This is a genomic window from Roseofilum acuticapitatum BLCC-M154 (assembly GCF_030068475.1).
Lineage (GTDB): Bacteria > Cyanobacteriota > Cyanobacteriia > Cyanobacteriales > Desertifilaceae > Roseofilum > Roseofilum acuticapitatum.
This window is the reverse complement of the sequence record NZ_JAQOSP010000003.1, coordinates 16,513-35,885: the sequence shown is the minus strand read 5'-3', so window position 1 is coordinate 35,885 and position 19,373 is coordinate 16,513. Positions and strand designations below refer to the sequence as shown.

Annotated in this window: 16 protein-coding genes; 8 read left to right on the top strand and 8 right to left on the bottom strand. The window is 47.0% G+C overall.

Annotation, left to right across the window (positions count from 1 at the left end; translation table 11 throughout):
* Positions 1 to 245 precede the first annotated feature (245 nt).
* Positions 246 to 1,286 carry a hypothetical protein gene (locus PMG71_RS00385; protein ID WP_283751646.1) on the top strand — a complete coding sequence of 347 codons (1,041 nt, stop codon included), beginning with the start codon at positions 246 to 248 and terminating at the stop codon, positions 1,284 to 1,286.
* 65 nt (positions 1,287 to 1,351) lie between these two features.
* Here PMG71_RS00385 and PMG71_RS00380 read toward each other — a convergent pair whose 3' ends face one another.
* Positions 1,352 to 1,930, bottom strand: a complete 579-nt coding sequence (locus PMG71_RS00380) for a gamma-glutamylcyclotransferase family protein (RefSeq protein WP_283751645.1) — start codon at positions 1,928 to 1,930, stop codon at positions 1,352 to 1,354.
* A gap of 99 nt (positions 1,931 to 2,029) precedes the next feature.
* A complete protein-coding gene (locus PMG71_RS00375) occupies positions 2,030 to 3,397 on the bottom strand; it encodes a lysophospholipid acyltransferase family protein (protein WP_283751644.1) in 1,368 nt (455 codons plus the stop codon).
* A gap of 379 nt (positions 3,398 to 3,776) precedes the next feature.
* On the opposite strand from PMG71_RS00375, the gene PMG71_RS00370 reads away from it, so the two are divergent.
* The 3 genes from PMG71_RS00370 to PMG71_RS00360 all read left to right on the top strand — a co-directional run bounded on the left by PMG71_RS00370 (position 3,777) and on the right by PMG71_RS00360 (position 7,006).
* The gene (locus tag PMG71_RS00370) at positions 3,777 to 4,502 is read left to right on the top strand and encodes a class I SAM-dependent methyltransferase (RefSeq protein ID WP_283751643.1); all 726 of its coding nucleotides are present in this window, start codon (positions 3,777 to 3,779) and stop codon (positions 4,500 to 4,502) included.
* 50 nt (positions 4,503 to 4,552) lie between these two features.
* Positions 4,553 to 5,545 carry an SGNH/GDSL hydrolase family protein gene (locus PMG71_RS00365; RefSeq protein ID WP_283751642.1) on the top strand — a complete coding sequence of 331 codons (993 nt, stop codon included), beginning with the start codon at positions 4,553 to 4,555 and terminating at the stop codon, positions 5,543 to 5,545.
* 126 nt (positions 5,546 to 5,671) lie between these two features.
* Positions 5,672 to 7,006 (top strand): glycosyltransferase family 4 protein, encoded by a 1,335-nt coding sequence (locus PMG71_RS00360; protein WP_283751641.1) that lies wholly within the window; start codon positions 5,672 to 5,674, stop codon positions 7,004 to 7,006.
* Positions 7,007 to 7,096: 90 nt separating this feature from the next.
* On the opposite strand, the gene PMG71_RS00355 is transcribed toward PMG71_RS00360, so the two are convergent.
* Together PMG71_RS00355 and PMG71_RS00350 are read right to left on the bottom strand one after the other, a co-directional pair.
* Positions 7,097 to 9,400: a GumC family protein gene (locus tag PMG71_RS00355; protein ID WP_283751640.1), complete on the bottom strand. Its 2,304-nt coding sequence runs from the start codon at positions 9,398 to 9,400 to the stop codon at positions 7,097 to 7,099.
* Between the two features lie 98 nt (positions 9,401 to 9,498).
* Positions 9,499 to 10,983 (bottom strand): SLBB domain-containing protein, encoded by a 1,485-nt coding sequence (locus tag PMG71_RS00350; RefSeq protein WP_283751639.1) that lies wholly within the window; start codon positions 10,981 to 10,983, stop codon positions 9,499 to 9,501.
* A gap of 170 nt (positions 10,984 to 11,153) precedes the next feature.
* Between PMG71_RS00350 and PMG71_RS00345 the strand changes: the two genes are divergently transcribed.
* The gene (locus PMG71_RS00345) at positions 11,154 to 11,672 is read left to right on the top strand and encodes a protein-tyrosine phosphatase family protein (RefSeq protein ID WP_283751638.1); all 519 of its coding nucleotides are present in this window, start codon (positions 11,154 to 11,156) and stop codon (positions 11,670 to 11,672) included.
* Positions 11,673 to 11,687: 15 nt separating this feature from the next.
* Here the strand turns inward: PMG71_RS00345 and PMG71_RS00340 are convergent, their stop codons facing one another.
* Positions 11,688 to 12,437 (bottom strand): phycocyanobilin:ferredoxin oxidoreductase, encoded by a 750-nt coding sequence (locus PMG71_RS00340; RefSeq protein ID WP_283751637.1) that lies wholly within the window; start codon positions 12,435 to 12,437, stop codon positions 11,688 to 11,690.
* Between the two features lie 153 nt (positions 12,438 to 12,590).
* Here PMG71_RS00340 and tatA point away from each other — a divergent pair, with 153 nt between their 5' ends.
* Positions 12,591 to 12,788: a twin-arginine translocase TatA/TatE family subunit gene (gene tatA / locus PMG71_RS00335; RefSeq protein WP_283751636.1), complete on the top strand. Its 198-nt coding sequence runs from the start codon at positions 12,591 to 12,593 to the stop codon at positions 12,786 to 12,788.
* On the opposite strand, the gene cphA is transcribed toward tatA, so the two are convergent.
* Both cphA and PMG71_RS00325 read right to left on the bottom strand, forming a co-directional pair.
* Positions 12,785 to 15,409: a cyanophycin synthetase gene (cphA, locus tag PMG71_RS00330; RefSeq protein ID WP_283751635.1), complete on the bottom strand. Its 2,625-nt coding sequence runs from the start codon at positions 15,407 to 15,409 to the stop codon at positions 12,785 to 12,787. The genes tatA and cphA overlap by 4 nt on opposite strands.
* Before the next feature lie 180 nt (positions 15,410 to 15,589).
* On the bottom strand, positions 15,590 to 16,483 hold the full coding sequence (locus PMG71_RS00325; protein WP_347179153.1) for a cyanophycinase: 894 nt from the start codon (positions 16,481 to 16,483) through the stop codon (positions 15,590 to 15,592).
* Positions 16,484 to 16,702: 219 nt separating this feature from the next.
* Between PMG71_RS00325 and trmD the strand changes: the two genes are divergently transcribed.
* Both trmD and PMG71_RS00315 read left to right on the top strand, forming a co-directional pair.
* Entirely contained in the window at positions 16,703 to 17,407 is a 705-nt protein-coding gene (gene trmD / locus PMG71_RS00320; protein WP_283751633.1) for a tRNA (guanosine(37)-N1)-methyltransferase TrmD, read from the top strand.
* 80 nt (positions 17,408 to 17,487) lie between these two features.
* Complete coding sequence (locus PMG71_RS00315) at positions 17,488 to 18,831, top strand: DUF1517 domain-containing protein (RefSeq protein ID WP_283751632.1); 1,344 nt, start codon at positions 17,488 to 17,490, stop codon at positions 18,829 to 18,831.
* Between the two features lie 6 nt (positions 18,832 to 18,837).
* Here the strand turns inward: PMG71_RS00315 and PMG71_RS00310 are convergent, their stop codons facing one another.
* A complete protein-coding gene (locus PMG71_RS00310) occupies positions 18,838 to 19,344 on the bottom strand; it encodes a 6-pyruvoyl trahydropterin synthase family protein (protein ID WP_283751631.1) in 507 nt (168 codons plus the stop codon).
* Between the last annotated feature and the right edge of the window lie 29 nt (positions 19,345 to 19,373).

The window sequence follows — 19,373 nt, the reverse complement described above, 5'->3', positions numbered from 1 at the left end:
CATACGCGATCCGCCTCGAAAGAGGGAAAGATCGGGGAGAAGACCGCCTCTACTGTCGAGGGGAAACCTGAAACAGCAAGTGGACTTCAGTGAACCGAGAGTTAGAATCCCCGTCGCTTCAGCGCGGGGAGTATGTCAATCAGCCGTCACAATGGTTCATTTTTAATTGAGCCAACACTTGGCCCGGAAAGAAGGACAGGTTAACGTATAACAAAGCCAAGTCCTTACCCCACAACATCATTATTATGTCTAAATTAGTTGAACGAATTAATCTTACGGCCCATGCTCAGTTAGAAAAGTCTCTTGGTTATAGTGGCGATCGCCGTTGGGTTGCCTGGCACTGGGATAGTGATATTGGACAACTCATGTATACTGATGGTGATGATGTCGGTGCAGGTCATGCGATCGCCTGGCAAGTCTTTCTCCAACATAGTCAAGTCCACCCCATCATTGAACCCTACCATCTGGAACAAGAAGAAAATTGGCTCTTGCTCGATCGCACCTCCCGCCAGTGTTATGTGGGTGCAGGTACAGCCATTCAAAGCTTACTCGACAACCCAGAAAGCTTACACCTACTCGCCCAGCTTGATGGCAATACCAACCCCATTCAAGATACCGCAGACACCCTAAAACAAACCCTCAATCAATGGGGTCAATCTGATGCAGCCCGTTTACTCAAAACCGTTCTCCCCGTCGGTGTGGGTATGGTCTTAGTTGCTGGCCTTGGGTTTGCCGCTTGGACATGGCTCAAACCGAGGCTGCAAGAGCAACTGAGCCAAAGCCCTACCCCTACTACCTTTAGCCCCGGTTATAGCTGTGGTGTGGGAGGAAGCGGGGATTTTTCCGGATATGTGGCCGCTGGAGTCCAAAATCGCGAATTACACTTAATCAGTATTTATGAAGCCCGTTGGGATCACAGTGGTGGTTATCATCCCACCGGACAAGTGGATATTCGAGTTGAAAGACGCGATCGGCCCATCACCCTCGCCCTCTCCGCCTACGAACCCGTACAATGGAACATTAGCACCGCTCCCGGCGTGAAAATCGAGAAAATTGTCATTAATGGCTATTACGACCAAACCATTACCGGCGCAAAAGGCATTCCCGTAGAAGAATACAGCTATCATCAAACGGGCAATATGTTGGGCATGATTCACTACAATTGGGGCGAAGCATCCGCCACTGCCAATAGTCAATCCTTAGTCGCTCAATTACAACACCGTACCCAAATTCCTCTCACCTCTTTTCAAGGCTGTTATCGCGGCACGAGTTTTGAACTCAAATAGTGATTCAAATCCGTAGGGGTGAAAGGTTTTTTGCCCCTACACTCTCTTCACCTCTCCCCATCTCCCTAAGCCGATCGCCTGAACTGAGTCGCTTGCAGGCGATGCATATGGTTAAATAAATCCCAACAATACTCTTCCGGTAATCCGCAAGTAATTGCCCCCCGCATGACCACATTAAAATACCAATCATTGGGAGCCAATTCTTCTGGTAACTTGTCCACCACCACATAGGTACGCACATTTTTGTAAAGCTTCCCTTCACAGTACACTTCCACCGTTTCATGGCGATACCCATTGCGGGGAATTTCTTCCCGAATATCCAGCAATTCACTTAAGCGCCAAGGCAGTCGATAAAGTACCCCTTCTACCGATCTTTGTGGATCGGGAACTACATCTAAAGCACCACAATTACGTTTGATAGAACGGCGATAAAATCCTAGACGATATCCAGGTAAAGTAGCTTGACCAACAACATAAGGATAGGTTGGTTCTCCTAGGGTGCGCTGAAGATCGACAGGACACATGCACGATCCATAGGCAAAGTAGTCAAAATACTCTGACTCTGAACTTGCAGAGGGTATAGAGCGGACTAAATGGAGATTATCACCTGCTGAAAATCGAAAAGGTTCGCCTTGAACAGTCATAGGAGTTTACAGTTTATATAACCTAAATGTTGCTAGAAAGTATAGCAAAAGGGGCGATCGAGAGCAATCCTATAACGTATCGTTGAGTACAGATTTAACTTAGGAAATTATTAACTTTTCTAAGGCAACTTGCAACTCCTGAGTTAAGCTAGAAACGGCTTGACGGCGGCTGTTTTGGTAATCTTCCCATCGGTCATTAACCCATAAAGGTTCTCCTACTGTGAGCGTTGCTTCTAATGACCCTAAATTGGGGCGAGCATCAACTTTTCCAGTTTTAATCCAGGCGATCGTTTTCCACAAAATTAATAGGGTTTCGGCGAACCGTTCGGCCGTCGGTTTTTCCCGCACATATTTCCCCGTTACTGCACAAACGCGCTCCACCATTCGCATATGACCCATGCGTAAACTCGCTTCTTCGGCAACCCAATTCCCTAACCCAGATTCCACAGGGGATAAACTTTCAATATCAGAGCGATAAATCCGTTCCCAACCGGCTTGTTCTAAGCGCCGACATCGGTCAATAAACGATCCTTTAGGCTTAATTTTGAAGTAATCCTCAGATACTTGAAGGGCATTTTCTAGTAACCGGTTTAGGCGTTGGGAAAAGTTTTGATTGGGGTCTTTTAGGTCTGGCAGTTCTTCAAATTTAACATCATAAAATTGGTAGTAAAAGGATTCCATGAGAGAGAGTAAATTTTCACCAATTCTCAGCAGTCGAGTATAACGAACTTGAGTAATAGTCTCTGGTGAAGAGTTGCTCAAGGGAGGTAGACTTAAATCCTGTTCGAGTGCATTTAAGAGCCGATCCAGTTGTTCCCATGGGGGTTGGGTAAAGGAGTAACGAATACCGATGGGAAGAATGGCCACTTTTTCGGCTCGGTTGGCTTTTTGTAAGTCTTCTACACACCAAAATCCGAGTTGAGCCACTCCGGGTTCTAAGGGACTCATGAGTTCGCTATGGTCGTTCACTCCTCCTTCGGGTGCTAAGGTGAGGGGAAAACGACCATCAAGGAGTAAAGAGCGGGCGCATTTTAGGCCTTCTCGGTCGAGTTTTCCTCGTTGGATGGATGTACCCCCCAGTTGAGAAAAAATGGTGCTGGCAAGTTTTCCGGCCCAAATGGCAATACCGCGATCGTACATGAAATGGGTATGAACCGGTGCTTTTAGGCGAATTTTATGTTGTTTAGCGGTTTGGGGTACGGCACTCCAGAGCAAATGAGCCATGGAATAGGGGTCATAGGTGCTGGGATGGCGAAAGGCGAGAATGAGGCGAATTTGGCGTTGCTGAAATTGATGATAGAGCTGGGCAAGGGTGAGGGTGTTGTGGGTGTGAAGTTGGCTGATTTGACACTGGGTGCGTAACCACAGGGGCAAAATCAGTTGTATACCTTTGAGGACAAGGGGGTTGAATTGAGGGGGGATGTGTTCGAGGGGGGGTTGGATGCGATCGATGATAGATTCAGACATGGTGCGGCAATATTTCTTAAATTAACTCATTACTTCTAGCCATGGCTCGCCCCATATCTTATATAGGGTAGCCAGATTGAAGATATTAAAGCTATAGTTGACGATGATTTGACGGAGTATCTGTAACCTAACCCTATTCCCCAAGGATTTGGGTATAAGTAGTAACTGATGTCTAGATTGAGGCTCTGGCCCTAAATGATGCACAGAACTATGAAGAACATCAGGAATACGTGCTAATGCTAATGTAGGCTAACCTTGGGCGTGAGTCAATTTGGCTCATCATCCGCCCATCTATGGCATTGATCCACTAAAGCCTTGACACTAATCCCGTTCTATTCCTTGTGGTAAACTAACCTAAACTTCAAACTCTCCTACTTTTATGTCTTACTCAGAACGTCTTCTAGAAAAAGGAAATACCCTCACTCGTGTTGCCCATAAATCTAGATTTAAAGCTGTTCTTAATGCCCTGGGAAATCAAAATTATCTCTGCGCCCTAGACTATGGATGTGGGGATGGATGGTTACTGCGATCGGCCTATGAACAAGGTTTCATTCAATCAGGTTTTGGTATTGATATTTCTCCAGATATGCTCACTGCATCTGAAGAAACCTTAAAAGAGATCCCCGGATTTAAATTGGGTCTCCCCTCAGAAACTCACACCCTAATTTCTCCCCAAAGTCTCGATCTAGTTTTTTGCACCGAAACTTTAGAGCATGTCCCCGATCCTGCCCTGATTATCGACACCATTTTACCCCTCTGTAAACCCAATGCCAAAATTGTGATTTCTGTTCCCATTGAAGTTGGCCCTTCCCTATTTGTTAAACAAACTGGACGCTATTTAGCCAACTTCAAAGGCGGATATGGCTATGAGCGCTATACCCCCAAGGAACTCTTTTCTGCGGCCATTCTTTGGGATTGCAAAAGCTTCCCTTCATCCCATGCCCAAAAATCATCCTATCGCGCCCATAAAGGTTTTGATTATCGGGATTTAGAAGACGTTTTAAATCAAAGACTAACCCTGGAGCAAAAAGTCTTTTCTCCATTTCCTATTTTAGGTAACTTATTTAATAGTACAGTTCTTTGGATCTGTAAAAACAAAAGCTAGAACCTTAGAGGTGAATCTAAAATTAATGGAATCAAAATATATTTAAATTCATGAATTTTTCCCATCTATTTAAAAAAGGATCGCCTTATCGAATTCCTCTAGGTATTTTAGCTTTTTTTCTGATCGTTGAAGTGTTTTTAAGGCTAGGCTTAGGTTTAGGGAAACCCGCTCTTGTACAAGCTGATCGCGACACAGGATATCGTTTTCAACCCAATCAGCACCTATGGCGCTTTGGTAAAACGATTATTTATAATCAGTATTCTCAACGCTCTAATCCTATCACTCCTGAAACACCCCAAGGAACATTAAGAGTTTTAATGGTAGGGGATTCAGTCTTAAATGGTGGCAATCCAACCGATCAAGCGGATATTATTTCTGAACAGTTTAAACTCAAGCTCGAAACCTCTGGTTATCCCCTAGAAGTTCTCAATGCTTCATCTGGATCTTGGGGATTGGGAAATCAATGGGGATATTTACAAAAATTTGGTCTGTTTGACAGCGATTTAGTGATTCTACAAATTGGAGTCCATGATTTATTACAACCTACAAGTACCAGTGATTCTGTAGGTTCAATTTACTTCCCGGATCGTCCTCCTGTCTTGGCTATTTCAGAAGCTTGGAGTCGATATGCTTGGCCGAGAATCCAGGGTTATCTCCCCTTAAATACCCCCAGCTCAGAAATTCCTAAACCACAACTTCAACCCCAAGCACAGTTTGCTGCAAATATGAATACTTTTCAGCAAATGGTTCAGTTTATTCGCGCCCAAAATATTCCTGTAATGGTGCTATTTACACCCAATCACTTCGATCTCATTCCGACTCCTCAAACTCCGCCGTATTATCCAGAGTTTTTGGCGTTGTTAGAGTCAGAAAATATCCCAGTGATTGATGTTTATCAAGCTTGGTCTAGTTTAAGTCCATCGGTGATTGATAGTTTCTTTCGAGATAGTGTACATCTCAATGAACAAGGTAACCAGGCTGTCGCGACTCTGATTTGTCAACATCTGCAACTGGGCGATCGGTTGCCATCCTGTGTTAAATAAATTATCCTAAATCGAGCGCTTTTAACTGGAATTGGGAAAAGAGAGTGTGAAGTCTATATATAGCCCACACAAAAATAACCCAAGCAAAGAGATTTAAACCTTATCCTTGTTGAGGAGGACTCTAAATTGTATCGCTCTTTTAGTCAGAATCTAAGCGTAATCAATACGAGCCAAAATGGTAAAAAAGCATCCTATTCAACAAGGTTGTCCATATTAACTCAGTATTATCCCCCAGATTATGCCGCTACAGGCCAACTGATTGAAGAACTGGCCAATCAGCTGGGTCGTCAGGGGATGAAAGTTCATATTTTTACTGGACAGCCCGGATATGCCTTTGGCCAAGAGGATGCTCCTACATTAGAAGAAAACGATCGCTTATCTGTGCGGCGATCGCGAACTACCCGAATCCTATCACAACGCATTCGAGGCAAAGCGATCAATGGTCTGATTTTCAGTTTACGGGCTGGACTCCACTTACTGAAAACCGCTAGTCGTGGAGATGTCTTATTAGTCACAACAGCCCCGCCCTTCTTACCCCTATTAGGGTATTTAGCCAACCTCTGTTTTGGTGTTCCCTATGTTTGCCTCATTTACGATCTCTATCCGGATGTCGCTGTAGAACTCAAAGTTATTTCCAGAACCCATAAATTAGTCGAGCTTTGGAATAAGGTCAATCGCTTAGTGTGGCGCAAAGCCAAATCAGTGATTGTTCTCAGTTCAAGCATGAAAAACCGAGTGCTTGCCCAATGTCCAGAAATTGGCGATCGCGTCGCGGTCATTCACAGTTGGGCAGACCCCCATCATATTGTCCCCATTCCCAAATCAGAAAACTGGTTTGCCCATCAACATAACCTAGTCGAAAAATTCTGCGTTCTCTACTCAGGCAACATGGGACGCTGCCATGATATGGACACTATCTTAGAGGCAGCCCAACACCTCAAAAATGAACCCATCCAATTTGTCTTTATTGGTAATGGAGCCAAATATCAAGCCTGTCAAGAACAAGCCAGAATATTAGGACTCAATCACATCACCTTCTTGCCCTATCAAGACAAAGAATGCTTACCCTACTCCCTGACTGCCTGCGACCTGTCCTTAGTCAGCATTAGTCCCGGTATGGAAGGTTTAGTTGCTCCCAGTAAACTCTATGGCATTCTAGCTGCCGGTCGCCCAGTGGCTGCCATTTGTGAGTCCCATTCCTATCTCCGTCAAATGTTATCCGAAGTCAATTTTGGTCAAGCCTTTGATAATGGAGATTCTCAAGGATTAGCCCAGTTTATTCGAGAGCTGGCTACTAATCGGGAAAAAACCGAATTTATGGGCAGCCAAGGTCGTCGTTATCTAGAAACCCACTTTACCCCAGAACGCATTGCCCAACAATATGGAGAAGTCTTAACCGTCGATCCCGAATGGAAAAGCAAAGTCAATATGGGAAGGCTAGTGAAGTTCAAAGAGTTTTAAGTTTCCCTCCAAAGTCCAACCTTCCCGAACATCAACCAACAAGTTTATTGAGGGTTGATGTCTTGCTAATTTGAATCCATATTGAACCCCTTAGTCTTCATTGGGGGTATAGTTTCGGTAATAATAATCTACACCGGACGCAAAGCCTTTAACTCCATTAGCAATAATGCCCAGAACCGATACATAGGACATTTTCAGATTATCTAAGACTTGATTGAGTTCAGAGCGCCCGGTTTTTCCGAGAGCAACCACAAGCAGAATTCCATCTGAACGCTTGGCAAGCAAGCTACCATCCGCTAATCCCAAACTGGGAGGAGTATCATAAATGACAAGATCGTATTCCGTTTGGAATTGTTCGATCAGATGCTGCATTTTGCGAGAGGACAATAGCTTGATGGGATCGGGGGGCACTTGTCCAGAGGTGAGCATATAGAAATGATCTTCAACAGCATGAATGACTTCACGGGGGTCAATTTCGCTGGTGATAATATTGCTTAATCCCCGTAGATTGGGTAGCCCTAACCGACTATGGAGAATGGGATGGCGTAAGTCAGCATCAACAAGGAGTACCCGTTGACCCATGGCGGCGGCCGATCGCGCTAAATTAACCGATACAGTCGATTTTCCTTCCATGGGTAAACAAGAGCTAATCACCAAGGAACGAATCGGTGTATCGGAACTGAGAAAGCGAATATTGGTGTACAGAGAGCGGAAAGACTCTAGGAAGGGAGAGGAATTATAGTAAGTCCCCTTGGCTCCTAAGCTCAGATTGAGAGGACGTTTTGGTGCTTGTTCTGGAGTCGGTTCATGATCCGAGCCTGCTGCCACTTTCGCCCTAACCGTTTCTGGGGCACTAATGGGTTTCAAGCCTCGCTTAAAGGGAATAATCCCTAATAGGGGTAAGCCCGTCAGATCTTTGAGGTCGTTGGTAGAGTGGAAAGCATTATCGAGTTGTTCGGACAATAGGGCAGCCCCTAATCCCATTAAGGTTCCGGCGAAGAGGCCTAAGACTATATTACGGGGCACATTGGGAGAAATGGGCGCTCCAGGTTGGAAGGGTTGAGAAAGAACTTCCCAAGATACGGATTTTTGCGCCGCCTCCAGTTGTAGGGTTTGCCGAGTTTCGAGTAGTCGGGCTAGGCTTTGGGTGGCTACTTCGAGTTTCAGTTGGATATCGGTATATTCTCTGGCCAAACCGGGAATAATGGAGAATTCTTCTTTCAGGCGAGTTTCAACTTGAGCTAAGGCCGAGAGACGTACCTGTAGGACTTGGATCTGATTGGTTGTGTCTACCAATTGTTTACTTAAGTCTACGGAAATAGGGGCTAATTGTCCACTATTGCCCGGAATGGGTTGATCGCCCGCGACCCGTTGAGCTTCTCGGTTAATTAGGGGTAATAGATTTTGTCGTTGCTCTAGGAGAACTTTTATATTGGGGCTATCGGGCTGAAAACGAACGGATTCTTCGGCAATCTTGGTTTCTATTTCTAGGAGTTGGTTGAGCAGTTGTTGATATCGAGAGGATTCACTAAGGGCTGCTTCTGCTAGGGCTTGTTCTGGGGAGGCTCCTAATTGCCTTTGCAGGACGACATACAGCGATTGTAGTTCGGCTAGTTGGGTTTGTGCGTCCTTTTGTTGTTTATTAATGTCGGTAAGCAAGCGAGAAATATCATTGCCTCTAAATTCGGGGTCAATGACGCTATGTTGTTCCCGAAAGGCTTCTAGTTCGGCTTGGTATGAGTTGACTTGCTCGCGGATAACGGGGAGTTGTTCTTCGACAAATTGCACAACCCGTTGAATACTGAGTTGCCGCAGTTGAACACCATAGAGAGAATAGCCTTTGAGTAAGGTGTCTAAAACGTCTTTAATTTTTTGAGGATCGTCTCCTTGAAAGGAGATATTTAGGATCTTGGTGTATCGTTCTTGGTCACCTAGGGCCTGTTGAATGGTCAAATTTCCGACTAATTCCCCATAGGTCATGTCGGGATAAGTTTGTTGGAGTTCTCGCACTAGGGGTTCTAGCAGGGTGGGCGATCGCAATACTTCAATTTGAGTAGCATAGTCAAAGCTCGGCCCGAACCCTAACCGTAATAATTCCTTAGAATTATCATCTTCTGAAATGGGTTCAACCAACATCCGGAAATCCGCTTGATAAACGGGGGTGCGCGTCAGCGTCCAGGCCCAGATTGCTCCGGTAACGGCGATCGCCACTCCCACCAGGGGCAGCCAGCGTCTACGAGCAATCACCAACAACTGCTTGGGATCAAATTCCTCCGTCTCCGATGCATTGGGAAGAGCAGGGATGGCTACCGGATACGGCTTATAACCGTTGTGGCCGTTGCCGTTTGAGTTATGTCCGTTTTGATTAGATTTAGGGGGAGTACCAGCTTGCATGGATTTCAGAACCTCTCAATTGACAGCAGTGTAGCAATAAAACCGATCGCCTAGGAGTATGGTTTGATTAATTAAAATTGATCAATTAAAGCTAGTCATTAGAAACCATCGAATAAACCATCAAATAAACGATACACCGTTCTGGGAATCGAAAAGATTCCGCCTACAGTTCCTATGACATTAAATATCGGACTTACGGCATTGCCCAATTCAGCTACACGGGACGGAGACACGATGATTGTATCGTTATTACGCAAAGCCGGATTATTTTCTTCATCCAGCGCTCGACTAAAGTCAATGGAAACTTGTCGCTTGGTGACCGTCCCATTAGGATTAAGACGGACTAATTCCACAGAACGTTCTCTAGCATTATTATTAAATCCGCCTGCCACTAATAAAGCCTGGGCTAAGGGCGTATTGGGTGGAACCTCTACTCTACCCGGTTGGATCACTTCTCCAACGATATTGATATTGATCAATTCTGGGGAAAAGCTGGTTGAAGCGAGTTCCGTGGCTTCATCCGGACTCAGTTGTGTTGCCATGCCGATGACGATGGTATCCCCTTCTTGTAAGGGAAGATCTTGGCGCAAGTCCCCTTCTTGGAGCAATTTCCATAGATCCACATCAACGATTTGCTCTTGTCCAGATTTGGTTAACCGGCGCACTTGGATATTGCGAATATCGGCTTGTTCGGTAATGCCACCGGCTGATTGAATGGCGGCTGTGACGGTCACATCGTTTTGTTCTGAGTCATTATTGATGGTGTAGGGGCCGGGACGTTTGACTTCGCCGACAACCGCTATTTTTAAGGGGCCTGAGTCTGCACCGGCAAAACTAGCGCTGGCTAAAATACTACTTTCTTGTAAGTCCACATCGGTGGCAGTGGGGATAAAAATACTATCGCCATCTCTTAGGAGGATGTCTTGACTGAGATCGGCTGTTTGTAGTAATTTCCACAAATCTACGGTGATAATTTGATCGCTTCCCTGCTGACTGGGACGGGTACGGCGCACTTGAATCCGTCGGATATCTGCGGCTTGGGTGATTCCTCCGGCTAAATCAATCACACGGGTAACGGTGGGTATGGCCACTTCTTCATTACCATTTAAGGACATGGAGTATACGCCAGGACGATAGACTTCTCCGGCTATACCGACTTTGACGGGGCGTACCCCAATTAAGCTGAGGGTGACGATGGGGTTTCGCAGATAGCGAGACATGACGGTGGCAATTTTATCCGAGGCTTGGGGGAAGGTTAAACCTTGAACTTGAATGGCTCCTACGAGGGGTAAATTTAGGGAACCATCGGACAAGACTAAAAATTCGCCACTATATTCGGGGACATTAAAAATATCGACTTTGAGCCGATCGCCTGCTCCCAAGGTATAGCCTTCATCTACGGGTAAGGGAGAGGAGACGGGAGCGTTTAGGCTTTGAGCCAAGACTAGGGAGGGGAAACTACTGCAAGTCAGGACACTCGCTAAGGCGATCGCCCCTACCGAGCGTATCCATTTTCCCCCTGTGGTTTTTCTTCGCTTTGAGTTTTTCTGGGCGATCGCCTCTGCCATCATCAACTTAGTCATATATGCTTTTTATAAGATTCAACCGTATACTATGGGGATATAGTTTAACACTCAACCCGCCAAGGGTGTTGACGACTACTACATCACCTTTAGGGGCTAAAATTCCGGAGTTTTTTGTCCTCCCCTTGATTATACTCAGGATCTAAAATTATCAATAATTATCAACTATCGTGATTTCATTCTGGAAGAAATTAACTCAACCCTCTCTCAGACAACGTTCAACCGGCAAAGATCGGTTTTGTTGTCATTGGGTTTTACCGGGCAAATTGGCGATCGGGCCTTTACCCACCGAGAAAAAGCATTATGCTCATTTGCAGCAAGAACAAATTCAAGCGATTCTCTCCCTTTGTCCCGAAACCGAAGGATCGATCCTGCCCGAATTTAGGGATCAATTTGATTGTCTGTCCTATCCTTTACCCGATAGCCACTATCAAGAGCCAATGACACCGGAAGACTTAGGCGAAGCCGTTAAGCTAGTTCAGCAAACCCTAGAGCAAGGAAAATCCCTCTATATCCATTGTTTCGCAGCCATTGAGCGATCGCCCACCGTCTGTCTTGCCTATCTCTGTCGTCACCAAGGTCTCGAACTCTGGGAGAGCCTACGATTTCTCAAAGAAGTCCATCACCGGAGCGCTCCCACAGAGACCGAGCTTCAGGTCATTCAAACCTATCTGAAGTCCGAATTTTAGCAGCATTCAAGGCGCTTAAACCACACAATCTTCCGGAGTTTCCACATAATCAAACAACACCTGATTCATATAATTATCTGCCCATTCCCGGCCAAATGCCTTTTCTAGCACCCGGCGAGTCTTATCATTTTGCTGTTGTTGGGTGCAGTAATAGCGTTGACCCGCCAAAATCGTCTTTTGCTCTCCCTCTGAAACGGGTTGAGCGGCTGCGGCTTGGGCGCAATGAATTTTCATAAATGCCTCCACCCGTTGCACAAACTGAAGCTCTTCCGCTTCATTTTCCGGGCGAATAAACAAACAAAACTCAGAAAAAATATCCGCCCAAGGGGGGAGTTGGCGATGTTGGGCAAATTCTGATTTGGGCAAAGATTGCAGCGCCCGATAATAAGAATCTGGTAAAGTCCGGTTCTGGCTCACAGGAGACAAATCGGCGATCGCCGCGCTAATCTGGCCCTTACCCCCCACCAAATCGCACCCAAACATAGGCAAATTATAATTCGGTCGCGGAAACATCACACAATGGAGAATATCCAAACCCTGGCCCAACTTCGCCAACTCCAAATGAATTTTCCGAAATTGCGGCGTTTGATAGCACTGATTTTCAATCGTTAGCTTCTCCCCTTCCAGTCGTCCCTCAACATAGCCCAACTCTCCGGGCAAATCATAGGGTTCGAGATCCAAAAGAGAATGCCAAACCTGCTCTAGAGTATCGGCCAAACGCCGAATCAGGGGATGTTGTTGCTCTCTCAATACCACTTTTGACATAACCAGACCTTCACCCATTCAAGACATCAGCAAGGGACTTCCAAAGGATGCTAACCTTTAAGCATATCAGTATACCAGGTTGCTTGATTGGCCAAAACCCATAACCTAGGATTGGCATCAGTAACTTTCAACTCTAGCACTTAGGAAACCCCTATGTTTGGTCTCGGATTACCGGAAATTGGCATTATTGCTGTAGTAGCCCTACTCATTTTTGGCCCCAAAAAAATCCCCGAAATGGGTAGAGCCATGGGCAAAACCATTCGCGGATTCAAAGAAGAAATGAATCATGAGCCAGAAGCCGAGGTTGACCCTCTTTCAGAAGCCAACCCCTCTGACTCGCCCAAATCCTAATTCTTAGAAGGGAGACGGCTCTCAATTAAGCGAAGCGCCCGCGAGACTGTTTCGGGCAAAATCACCACCAAGCTCTCCTTGGGAGCCGAATCTAAAGCCGTATTAACAGCATCCGTTTCATTGAGAATAATCTCATACTTGCACGGGCGATCGCTCTTTTCAATCCCCTTAGCAATCCAATCGGCCGCATCTCCGCGAGGCCGCCCCCGCGTATCATCATCCTCTTTAACAATAACGCGGTCAAAGATCTCCGCCGACAGCTCGCCGAGCAGCATAAAATCTTCATCCCTGCGGTCTCCAGGGCCACCCACTACCCCAATCCGCTCTCCCGGCCAATTTTTCACAAATTCCCCTAAAGCCTTATAACTATGGGCATTATGGGCATAATCGATCAAGGCACTATAATCCCCAATCTCGAATAAATTCATCCGTCCTGGGGTTTGACTTGATGAAGCCTCAAACGTACTTAAAGCTGCCCGAATCTGATCCAAGCTCACCCCGTGAACAAACGCAGCTAAACTTGCCGCTAACGCATTAGCAATCATAAACGGAGCCATTCCCTTCAGAGTCATGGGAATCTCTACCGCTTTACTAATCCTCATTTTCCATTCTCCTTTGAGGATCAGTAAATCGCCATTCTCATAAATTGCCGCGATACCCCCTTTAGAGGTATGTCGTTTCACCACCTGATTATCCGCTTCCATGGAAAAATAGGCCACATTACACTTTAAGCGTTCTGCCATAGCCGAAACCAGGGGATCGTCCGCATTCAGTACCGCATAGCCATCCGGTTTAACCGTTTCAGCAACCACCGCTTTGACTTGGGCCATTTGTTCTATGGTATTAATATCTCCCAGCCCTAAATGATCGGCTGCCACATTTAATACCACACCCACATCCGAGCAATCGAAGGCCAGTCCACTCCGCAAGATGCCCCCGCGAGCCGTTTCTAACACCGCTATTTCTACCGTTGGGTCTTTCAGAATCAATTCTGCACTTTGCGGCCCAGTATTATCACCGGACTCTACCAAATAATTGCCGATATATGTTCCATCAGTGGTTGTATATCCCACCACTTTCCCCGTGTGCTTCATGATATGGGCTGTGAGGCGGGTCGTGGTAGTTTTCCCATTGGTTCCCGTCAGAGCAAAAATCGGCACACGGGAGGGCTTACCCGGAGGAAAGAGCATATCCATCACGGGGGCAGCAATATTCCGGGGCAATCCATGACTCGGAGCTGCGTGCATTCTGAAGCCAGGAGCCGCATTCACTTCTACAATGACGCTATCGGTTTCCCGCAGGGGCCGGCTAATATCAGAGGTCACAATATCAATTCCGGCAATATCTAGACCAATAGTTTTGACAACTCGTTCAGCTAACCAAATATTTTCCGGATGAATTTCATCCGTGCGGTCAATGGCAATTCCCCCTGTGCTAAGGTTAGCGGTTGCCCGCAGCATACATCTTTCCCCTTTTCTGGGCACACTATCGAGGGTGTAGCCTTGCCGGTCTAGCAAATTCATGCTGTTGCGATCGATTTCAATCCGAGTCAGGATATTATCATGGCCTTGTCCTCGGTTGGGGTCTCGGTTCGTTTCTTCAATTAATTCGGCAATGGTTGATTTTCCATCTCCCACCACATGGGCCGGCACTCGTTCAGCTACCGCCACCAATTTACCATTAACCACCAGAACCCGATGGTCATTGCCTTCATAATATCGTTCCACAATCACCCGACGGGTTTTAGAGGCAGAACTGGCATCATCATAGGCGAGTTCTGCTTCTTCGTAGGATTTAACATTGATGGTAATGCCTCGACCATGGTTACCATCGAGGGGTTTAAGCACCAAAGGATAGCCCCCGACTTCATCAATGGCATCTTCGAGTTCATCCAGGTATTCAATCACCGTTCCTCTAGGAACCGGAATCCCCGCATCTCGGAGAATTTTTTTGGTTCCTTCTTTGTCACAAGCTAGTTCTACTCCTAAAATGCCAGTCAGATTACTCAGGGTGGCTTGAATGCGTTTTTGGTGTACCCCATAGCCCAATTGGATCATGAATCGGGCGCTTAGTCTCATCCAAGGAATATTACGGGCTTCAGCTTCTTTAACTAAGACATCGGTTGAGGGGCCAAGAGCGGCATCTGCCCACAGTTCTCGCAAGTCTTGTAAATCTTGTTCTAATTCTGAGAGGGAATAACTACCGGTTTCAACAATGCTTTGGCACAGTCGGACTGCTGCTCTTCCTGCATATCGACCGGCTTTTTCATCCAGATAGGCAAAGACGACTTGATAAACTCCTGAATCGGCGGTTTGACGGGTACGACCGAAGCCAACACTCATACCGGCTAGGGTTTGTAGTTCTAGGGCTACATGCTCGACAATATGGCCCATGTATGTGCCTTCTTGAACTCTTTGCAGGAATCCGCCTCGATATCCTGGGGCGCAATAGTGTTCGACTAAACTGGGTAAGGCTTGTGTAAGTCCTTCATAGAAACCGGGAATGGTATTCGAGGGTCTTTCGGCGAGGTCTTCTAGGTCTAGACGTAGAATCACCAATTGGGTTCGGCGAATACTCCAGTAATTGGGGCCACGTAGAGTTAGTGTTCTGAGGATTTTCATGGGGCAGATGGATCGCGCGGTAGGGAAACTGCTATGACAGATAGATAGGTTGATACAGGTTGTTGGTTAAGGTTTTTGACATCCTGATTCTACCCTCTGGTAAGCATGAAGGGGATAGTGGATAAGAGACTGTTCACTTTGGACAGTTTTCCGGTCAATGTTAACCGGTGTCGATTGGATTTAGCTCGATGGTGGGCTTCCGGGTTGACCGGGATCGACAATAATTTCTCTTGAGTGCATATTGTAGCGTCCTCCATGGCAAAGGATATGAACTTTGAGGTTACAGACACTGAGGGGATCGGTTGCGCCAACGGTGTGTTCGTTGTTGAAGAGGAGATTGCCGGGATCGACGATGGTGACGGTTCCTTTACCAATGACGGATAAGAGTCCATCTCCTTCGACAATGACGCAGGTATCTTCGTCTATACCGATGCCGATGCGGTCTGAGTAGGCGGATATGGCGCTGATTAGGCGGGCCATCCGATTGCGGTTATGGAAGTGTTGATCGACGAGGAGTTGGGGAACGATCGCCAATCCGGTGGTGACATCCACGAGGGATCGATTGGGGGATTCACCACTGCCGCCACCGGCAATCATATATTCTCCCATAACTGCGGCCCCGGCGCTGGTTCCGGCTAGGGTGATTTCTCCTGCTAATGCTTTTTGGCGTACAGTTTCCATGACGGGGGTATCGGCGAGTAGTCCACATAAACGCAGTTGATCTCCTCCAGTCATGAAAACTCCGGTAGAGTTTTCAAGGAAGGTTTGCCATTGGGAAGAGCTGGCGGTTTCCCGGTCTCGAATATCAAAGACCATGATATCTTTGGCTCCCATGTCGCCAAAGATGGTACGGTAGCGATCGCCGACTAATAGGGGTTCGCGAGAGGCAGAGGGGATAATCGCTAGTTTGGCTTCTTGCCCCCCAGAGCGGTTAAAAAAGGTTTGCAGAATTTCTCGACCATGAATTTTATCTTCTGCACCACCAATGATCATAATTGAGGTTTTCGTCGATCGAGGAGCCTGTGGCGATTGGGGTTGGGATTGAAACTTTAACATGGAACTGACTTTACACATCATGGTGACTTATGGGGTTAGAAGAGAGGGTTGAAAAAACAATTCTCTTCTGAAACGGTCAACAAGGGACTAGCAAATGGGTTGAGAAGTTCAACCCTTTAGACCTTCAACCTCTGGGATTTCGGGTATCTTCTATGCTATAGCTTAATGGCCAATACACAATCTAATCACGGGGAAATCTGTCTCTGTGATGCTCGTTCAGTTAAATAGGAGCCACTCTTGCGATTCGATCTCATTACACTGTTTCCTGATTTTTTTATGTCCCCCCTGAGTTCAGGATTGTTGGGCAAGGCGCTTGCCAAAAACATTGCTCAGGTTTATTTGACCAATCCCCGCGATTTTACCACTGATAAGCACCATAAGGTAGATGATGAACCTTATGGGGGTGGGGTGGGGATGGTGATTAAGCCGGAACCGATTTTTGCGGCGGTGGAGTCTTTACCCCAGTTGGATCGCCGGGAGGTGCTGTTGATGACTCCCCAGGGAGAGCGGATGGAACAGGGATTATTTAAAACTTGGGCTAGGGAGTATGACCAGTTGGTAATCCTTTGTGGCCATTATGAGGGGATAGATGAGCGGGTATTAAGTCTGGTGACTCGCGAGGTGTCTTTGGGGGATTTTGTGCTGACGGGGGGCGAGATTCCGGCGCTGACGCTGCTCAATGGGGTGATGCGGCTGTTACCGGGGACGGTGGGAAAGGAGGAGTCTTTGAAGGCGGAGAGTTTTGAGGAGGGGTTGTTGGATTATCCTCACTATACGCGCCCGGCTGAGTTTCGGGGGCAGAGGGTTCCGCAGGTGTTGCTCTCTGGGGATCATGGCAAAATTGCTCAATGGCGTTATGAGCAGCAGGTGGAGCGGACGAAGGAGCGACGACCGGATTTGTATGAGGCGTGGAGAGAACAGGGAATAGGGAATAGGGAATAGGCGATCGCCCACTTCCGATTCGACAGTTGGGGGATGAAAAGGCACACTGGAGATAATGTGCTTCAAAGGGTAGGGTGAAGATGCACCTGAATGCTAGATTACGGTTTTTGGTCACGACGATCGCCTTATGGTTGATGGTTCAAGGGCTTCCGCTTTCGGTATCCGAGTCATGGCGCAATACGGAATTTCAGATCGGTACGGAGGCTTTGGCGAAACGGAGTGGGGGGCGATCGCGGGGCGGTTCGTTTGGTTCTAGCTCCGGTTCGCGATCGACCAGTGGTAGTCGCTCCCGTTCCAGGGGTTCTAGCTCTAGTGGCGGTTCTTCGAGTTCTACGCCTGCGCTTAAAAAAACGCCTACTTCGGGTTCTTCTGCGAGTCAATCTTCCCCCAATGTTCCGAGTAGCAGTAGTACGGGGGGACGAGTACGGGGGGGATCGTTTGCACCCTCACCTGCTCCACCACCTCCACCCCCACACCCTTCTGCGCCTCCCCCTGCTCGTCTACCGGTTCACTCTGCACCGCCGCCACCTAGACCGATGATACCGGTTCCGATTCCTGTGCCCATACCGGGCGATCGCCGCCCGGTTGAGGAAGGTATGCCCCGATCCGATCCCCCCCCTGCTCCTCTTGCTCCACCGCCCCCTAGCAGCCATTTACAGCCATCTGAGCCATTAAATAGTGCCCCGCCTCCTGGCCATTACCGACCCGATCCGGGAATCACTGGGGCGGTTTATGCGAGTGGTCGAACCGCTCCATCGAACTGGATGGGCTTTATGTTGGGGCTACTTATTCTTGGGGGCGCTCTATTTATTGCTTACCTGATTTTTAGCCGACGTTCTCCTAGCAATGAGTTGGAGAATGATAGGGTTACGGTTAGTAAGTTACAAGTGGCTTTGTTGACTCCAGAGGGGGATCTTCAGGAACAGTTAACTCAGTTAACTTTGAATGGGGATACCGAGAGCAACGAAGGATTGGTTGATATGCTGCAAGAGGGAGCTTTGGCATTAATGCGAAGGAGCGATCGCTGGTGTTATGTTGCTTCGAGTTCACAAACGGTAAATTCTCGTGAAGAAGCGCAACAGTTATTTGAAAAACTCTCGTTACAAGAGCGAAGTAAATTCACCTCTGAAACCTTGGTAAATGTCAACGGTGCAGTTCAAGAAAGATTGGCTGCTTTAAGCCAAGAATTATCTGAACCGGGTTCTTATGTAGTTGTCACGTTGTTGGTAGGAACGGCTGACGATCAACCCCTATTCAAAGATATCCACACTGCCCAAGCCTTAAGGGAAACTTTGGGACGTTTAGGGTCTATTTCTCCAGAATATCTGATGGTGTTTGAATTACTATGGAGTCCCCAAGAAGAAAGCGCCAGCCTATCGAGTGATGAATTACTAACGTCTTACAGTCAAATGATCCCCATATAGGGGAAATCAAGATTCATTTCTTTCGACTACGGCTGAATTGCGCTCATGTTCCCTAAATTCTACGCGCTTAACCCAGACTCGGCCTTGAGTTTCGATTTGGACAAAGGCATTGAGTTTAGTCAACACCAATTGGGCAAATTGTTCGGCACTGACGGCGGGCAGTACCCGGAGCTGAATCACTCCTTGTTCTTGAAGTTGATAAAAACTGGATAAGTGAGGATCGTCTTCAGCCACAATCACGGTATGGTCAAACATATAATGCATCCATTCTTTAGGATTCATGCCATCAATGAGAGTCTTGGCTCTTTTCATGCCGCCAAAGTCCCACACCCAAGAATGTTGATCTAGCTCTCCTTCAAACCAAACCTTAAAGGAGATGCTATAGCCATGTAAAAATTGACAATGGGAGTTTTGCGATCGCCACTGCCGAAAGCAGGTTGAAAATCCATCAAAAACTTTGGTTGATTGGTACTTAAAACTGAAGTTTTGATCCATAGTTTCAGAAGCAGGCATACTATTCAAGCACGATCAAAAATATAGGG